Annotated in this window: 4 protein-coding genes; 3 read left to right on the top strand and 1 reads right to left on the bottom strand. The window is 65.9% G+C overall.

All coding sequences use genetic code 11. The features are described 5' to 3' along the window. Nucleotides 1-244, bottom strand: a 244-nt coding sequence (locus J8I26_RS10850; RefSeq protein ID WP_209606984.1) for a hypothetical protein, incomplete at its 3' end; no start/stop codon positions are given. A 189-nt stretch (nt 245-433) separates the two neighbouring features. Here J8I26_RS10850 and J8I26_RS10845 point away from each other — a divergent pair. From J8I26_RS10845 to hslV, 3 genes are all read left to right on the top strand, one after another. Continuing rightward, nucleotides 434-1,456 carry an acyltransferase family protein gene (locus J8I26_RS10845; protein ID WP_209606982.1) on the top strand — a complete coding sequence of 341 codons (1,023 nt, stop codon included), beginning with the start codon at nt 434-436 and terminating at the stop codon, nt 1,454-1,456. A 192-nt stretch (nt 1,457-1,648) separates the two neighbouring features. Continuing rightward, nucleotides 1,649-5,347, top strand: a complete 3,699-nt coding sequence (gene putA / locus J8I26_RS10840; protein ID WP_209606980.1) for a trifunctional transcriptional regulator/proline dehydrogenase/L-glutamate gamma-semialdehyde dehydrogenase — start codon at nt 1,649-1,651, stop codon at nt 5,345-5,347. Between the two features lie 243 nt (nt 5,348-5,590). Next, on the top strand, nt 5,591-6,127 hold the full coding sequence (gene hslV / locus J8I26_RS10835; protein ID WP_088752707.1) for an ATP-dependent protease subunit HslV: 537 nt from the start codon (nt 5,591-5,593) through the stop codon (nt 6,125-6,127). Nucleotides 6,128-6,190: the final 63 nt, after the last annotated feature.

Genomic DNA, 6,190 nt, shown 5'->3' with positions numbered 1-6,190 from the left:
GTATTGCAAGACCAAAGAGCCGCATGTTCGCATGCGGCTTTTTTATTGCTGGCGCGGTCATCGGTGAGGCGCGACGAGCGACGCTGGGTCCCTGCTTTCGCAGGGGCGACACGTAGGAGGTGGATTCGAACAATCGAGGGTTCAAGTTGCCGTCTTCACATCCTCTCATCCTCCTGTCCTTTCGCCGTCTTGTCTTCCCTTCTTCCTTGACGCCGGTAAGGAGCTCGAACAGGTGAAGGCTCAAGTTCTCTCCTCCCTGTCGTCCCTGCGAAAGCAGGGACCCAGTGTCGTTAAGCGGCTGTAATGACATCACCGCAGCCTGACGAAGATCAGCGGAAGAACTCACCCGCCACCGCCGCTGTCCTTCGCATATACCCATCAACCCGTCACGGCATGCCGTCAGGCAACGGCATGTGCGCGCAACAGGATCTCCATGCAACGAGAACGCTGGATCGACATCTATCGCGGCATCGGCATCCTGCTGGTGGTGTGGGGCCACGTCTACGGCGGCTACAGCTTCGAACTCATCTTCCTGTTCCATATGCCGCTGTTCTTCTTCATCAGCGGCTACCTGTTCCGCGCGGTCGCTGCGCCGGCGGCGTTTTGCCGGCGCAAGGCGGCGCAGTTGCTGATTCCCTATGCCACGTTCCTGCTGCTGATCGGCATGCCGCTGGCGCTGCACCTGTGGCTGACCGGGCACGACAGCGCGGCGCTGCGCGACTTCGCCGTTGGCCTGTTGCTGGGCGGCAGTCGCCTGTCGGCCTGGCTGGCGGCATTCTGGTTCGTGACGTCGTTTTACGTCGTGCTGGCGATCGAGGCGCTGCTGATCGGCCGCTGTTCGCGCAAGCTGCTGCTGTGGCTGCACGCGGCGATGCTGCTGCTGGCCTATGCCAATGCCTTTTTCGCGCCGGCGCTGAAGGTGCCGTTCGCTGCCAACGTGGCGCTGGCGGCAGCGCCGTTCTTTTATGCCGGCTACCTGCTGCGGCAATTGCCGGATGCGCGCCGGCCTTATCGCACTGCGGCCGTCGTTGCGCTGGCGATGATGGTCGCCGTGATGGCCAACCATCATTTTGGCTGGCGCCTGAGCCTGGGTTACGACATGAAGGTCACGCAATACGGCGTGCCAGGCCTGAGCTTTATCGCTGCGCTGGCCTGCTGCTTGTGGATGATGCGGGCTGCGCGCGCCATCGACCGCCGCTGGCCGGCTGCGGCGCAGGTACTGGCCGAGCTGGGGCAGGCCGCCATCGTCATCATGTTCATGCACATGGTGTTCACCATGGGGCTGGCGGCGCTGCTGGGCGAGCAGTATCGGTTGCTGCGGGTGGCCGCCGGCGTGGCCGGCAGTTGGGCGGTGTATCGCTCCAGCCTCAGGTGGACCTGGAGCCGCGCGCTGCTGCTGGGTTCAGCGCCCGACCAGGCGGCGTTGCGAGGGCATCGGCGGGCAATGCACGGCTGAGCTGGGAAATCTGCCTGTCGGACAAATTTTTGCTGATTTAAATTTTGTTGAATTTATATTTACCAAATTTAATATTGGATAGGACGCATAAATACAGAATTAATATTGGTTGTTCGCACATAGAATCCGGAAGCGAAAAATCCTTCCCAATCCCGCTTTCTAAACGCTACTAACCGATATTTCAGGCCTTCCATGACTACCGACGCCCCGATCACCCCGGCTGCTGACGCTCCTTCTTCCCCCGGCCTGCCTTTCGGCGCTTTCCACGCCGAGGTGATGCATGCGCCCAGCGCGCTGCGCGCCGCCATCACCGCCGCCTACCGCCGTGACGAGCCGGAGGCCGTGCAGTGGCTGCTGGGCCAGATCGGCAGCGCGCCGTCCTGGCAGGAGCAGACCCGGCAGCTGGCCGGCAAGCTGGTGCAGCAGGTGCGCGAGAAGCGTACCCGCTCCTCCGGCGTGGACGCGCTGATGCATGAATTCTCGTTGTCCTCGGAAGAGGGCGTGGCGCTGATGTGCCTGGCCGAAGCGCTGCTGCGGATCCCCGACCGCCAGACCGCCGACCGTCTGATCGCTGACAAGATCAGCAAAGGCGACTGGCGCAAGCACCTGGGCGAGTCGCCGTCGATGTTCGTCAACGCCGCCACCTGGGGCCTGCTGATCACCGGCAAGCTGGTCTCCACCAGTAGCGAAAGCAGCCTGGCCTCGGCCATCACGCGCCTGATCGGCCGCGGCGGCGAGCCGCTGATCCGCAAGGGCGTGGACCTGGCCATGCGCATGCTGGGTAACCAGTTCGTGACCGGCCAGACCATCGAGGAAGCGCTGGACAACAGCCGCGACAACGAAAAGCGCGGCTACCGCTACTCCTACGACATGCTGGGCGAAGCGGCGCTGACCATGCATGACGCCGACGCTTACTACAAGTCGTATGAAGACGCGATCCACGCCATCGGCCGCGCCTCCAACGGTCGCGGCATCAAGGACGGCCCGGGCATCTCGGTCAAGTTGTCGGCGCTGCACCCGCGCTATTCGCGCGCCCAGCAGCCGCGCGTGATGAGCGAGCTGCTGCCGCGCCTGAAGCAACTGCTGCTGCTGGCCAAGCAATACAACATCGGCCTGAACATCGACGCCGAAGAGGCCGACCGCCTGGAGCTGTCGCTGGACATGATGGAAGTGCTGGTGGCCGACCCCGACCTGGCCGGCTTCGACGGCATCGGCTTCGTGGTGCAGGGCTACCAGAAGCGCTGCCCGTTCGTGATCGACTACCTAGTCGACCTGGTCCGCCGCAACAAGCGCCGCCTGATGATCCGCCTGGTCAAGGGCGCCTATTGGGACAGCGAGATCAAGCGCGCCCAGGTCGACGGCCTGGAAGGCTATCCGGTCTACACCCGCAAGGTGCACACCGACCTGTCCTACCTGACCTGCGCGCAAAAGCTGCTGGCCTCGACCGATGTGATCTACCCGCAGTTCGCCACCCACAACGCGGCGACGCTGGCGGCGATCTGGCACTGGGCCAAGCTGCACAACGTCGACGATTATGAATTCCAATGCCTGCACGGCATGGGCGAGACCCTGTACGACCAGGTGGTCGGCAAGGACAACCTGGGCAAGGCCTGCCGCGTGTATGCGCCGGTCGGCTCACACCAGACGCTGCTGGCTTACCTGGTGCGTCGCCTGCTGGAAAACGGCGCCAACTCCTCGTTCGTGAACCAGATCGTCGACGCCGAGGTGCCGCTGGACAAGCTGGTGGCCGACCCGATCGAGACCGCGCGCGCGCAGGGCGGATTGCCGCATCCGGCCATTGCGCTGCCGCAGCGCCTGTACGGCCAGGAGCGCAAGAATTCGGCCGGCATCGATCTCTCCAACGAAGACCGCCTGCGCCAGCTGGATCAGCTGTTCGGCCGCATGGTCGATCGCCGGTGGCAGGCCGCGCCGCTGATTGCAGGACAGCTTGCCGCCACCGAGGTGCAAGACGTGCGCAACCCGGCCGACCGTCGTGAAGCGGTGGGCCAGGTGATCGAAGCCACGCTGCCGGATGTGGAAACCGCGCTGGCCGCCGCCACCGACTTCGCCCCGCAATGGCAGGCCACGCCGGCCGCCGAGCGCGCCCAGATGCTGGAGCGCGCAGCCGACCTGCTGGAAGACAACATCGCCGAGCTGATGGCGCTGGCCGTGCGCGAGGCCGGCAAGTCGCTGCCCAATGCGATCGCCGAAGTGCGCGAGGCGGTCGACTTCCTGCGCTACTACGCGATCGAATCGCGCCATGACGGCAATGCGCTGGCCTACGGCCCGGTGGTTTGCATCAGCCCGTGGAACTTCCCGCTGGCGATCTTCATCGGCGAAGTCAGCGCCTCGTTGGCCGCCGGCAACGTGGTGCTGGCCAAGCCGGCTGAGCAGACCGCTCTGATCGCGCACCGCGCCGTGCAGCTGCTGCATGAGGCCGGCGTGCCGCGCGCCGCGCTGCAGCTGCTGCCGGGCCGCGGCGAGACCGTCGGCGCCGCGCTGACCTCGGACGAGCGCGTCAAGGGCGTAATCTTCACCGGCTCCACCGAAGTGGCGCAGCTGATCAACCGTACGCTGGCCAAGCGCAACCACGGTGAGAACGGCGAACACGGCGAAGTGCCGCTGATCGCCGAGACCGGCGGCCAGAACGCGCTGATCGTCGACTCCAGCGCGCTGGCCGAGCAAGTGGTGGTGGACGTGCTGTCCTCCGCCTTCGACAGCGCCGGCCAGCGTTGCTCGGCGCTGCGCATCCTGTGCCTGCAGGAAGACATCGCCGAGCGCACCATCGAGATGTTGAAGGGCGCCATGGCCGAACTGCGCGTGGGCCGTCCGGATCGCCTGGGCACCGACATCGGCCCGGTGATCGACGCCGAGGCGCAGCAGAACCTGCTGGCGCACATCGAGCGCATGCGCGGCAGCGCCAAGGCGGTGCACCAGCTGGCGCTGGGCGAGGACTGCGCGCACGGCACCTTCGTGGCGCCGACCGTGATCGAGATCGCCGACCTGTCGCAGCTGCAGCGTGAAGTGTTCGGCCCGGTGCTGCACGTGCTGCGCTACCGCCGCGACCAGTTGCCGCAGCTGGTCGACGCCATCAACGCCACCGGCTACGGCCTGACGCTGGGCGTGCATTCGCGCATCGACGAGACCATCGACTTCGTGGCCAGCCGCGCGCATGTGGGCAACATCTACGTCAACCGCAACATCGTCGGCGCCGTGGTGGGGGTGCAGCCGTTCGGCGGCGAAGGCAAGTCCGGCACCGGCCCCAAGGCCGGCGGCCCGCTCTACCTGAAGCGCCTGCAGCGCAATCCGCAGCTGCAGGAAGAACTGACCCGCGCGCAACCGGCCGAAGTGCCCAACGCCCTGCTGGACAGCCTGCTGCAATGGGCCCGAACCCACGGCCACGAGCGGCTGGCTGCCACCGGCCGTCGATACCACGGCGACAGCCTGCTGCAGCGCAGCCTGGTGCTGCCGGGGCCGACCGGCGAGCGCAACACGCTGGCCTTTGCTCCGCGCGGCCTGGTGCTGTGCGTGGCCGGCAGCGTCGGCACCTTGCTCAACCAGCTGGCGGCCGCCTTCGCCACCGGCAACACCGTGTTGGTGGACAACGCCGCCGCGGCCTACATCCCGGCCGGCCTGCCACCGCAGGTGCGTGCGGCGATCCGCCAATCGAGCAAGCTGGAGGGCGAGCCGCTGCAAGCGGCGCTGGTGGACAGCCACGCCGCGCACGTCTGGCGCGGCAAACTGGCCGCCCGTGACGGTGCGCTGGTACCGATCATCACCTGCAGCGAAGACAGCGTCATTCCGCTGTGGCGCCTGCTGGCCGAGCGCGCGCTGTGCGTGAACACCACTGCCGCCGGCGGCAACGCCAGCCTGATGACGATCTCGGTGTAATGCCGTAATCCACGCTTTTGTTGCCCTCCTTGGGGCGCCCCGGCAGTGATGCCGCGGCGCCCTTTTTTATTGCGGGCGTAGAATGTCGGCCTCTCCAGATGGCGGCGCCGGCTTCGGCATGGCATTTCGGCAATGCCTTGCAATCCGACCGACCAGCCCCATCTCGAAACAACGGGGACAGCACGGCCTTGGCCTGCACGATCCGCCGGCAGGACACAACGCACACATTGAACTGAGGCAAGCATGGAACAATTTCACGGCACCACCATCCTCTCCGTCCGTCGCGGCAACCAGGTCGCGCTGGGCGGCGACGGCCAGGTGACGCTCGGCAACATCGTCATGAAGGGCACCGCGCGCAAGGTGCGCAAGCTCTACCACGGCAAGGTTCTGGTCGGTTTCGCCGGCGGCACCGCCGACGCCTTCACGCTGCTCGACCTGTTCGAGGCCAAGCTGGAAAAGCACCAGGGCAACCTGATGCGCGCCTCGGTCGAGCTGGCCAAGGACTGGCGCACCGACCGCATGCTGCGCCGCCTGGAGGCGATGCTGCTGTGCGCCGACAAGGACGCGACCCTGGTCATCACCGGCAACGGCGACGTGCTGGAACCCAATGACGGCATCGGCGCCATCGGCTCCGGCGGCAGCTACGCGCAATCGGCCGCCAAGGCGCTGCAGGAGAACACCGACCTGTCGCCGGCCGAGATCGTCAAGAAGTCGCTCACCATCGCCGGCGAGCTGTGCATCTACACCAATCTGAACCACATCATCGAGACCCTAGAGTAAGCGGTGAGAGTTTGAGCCGGCCGTTCGCAAGCGCGACCCGGCTCTTTTTTCACCCATCCGCAT

The sequence above is a fragment of the Herbaspirillum sp. LeCh32-8 genome, from assembly GCF_017814915.1.
In the GTDB taxonomy this organism is placed as follows: Bacteria; Pseudomonadota; Gammaproteobacteria; order Burkholderiales; family Burkholderiaceae_D; genus Herbaspirillum.
Note: the sequence above shows the minus strand (reverse complement) of the source record. Positions and strands in the feature narration are given on the sequence as shown.

Bases quoted from the DNA above. Each gene is read 5' to 3' on its own strand.
- J8I26_RS10845 (WP_209606982.1), top strand. From the start codon at position 434: ATGCAACGAGAACGCTGGATCGACATCTATCGCGGCATCGGCATCCTG.
- putA (WP_209606980.1), top strand. From the start codon at position 1,649: ATGACTACCGACGCCCCGATCACCCCGGCTGCTGACGCTCCTTCTTCC.
- hslV (WP_088752707.1), top strand. From the start codon at position 5,591: ATGGAACAATTTCACGGCACCACCATCCTCTCCGTCCGTCGCGGCAAC.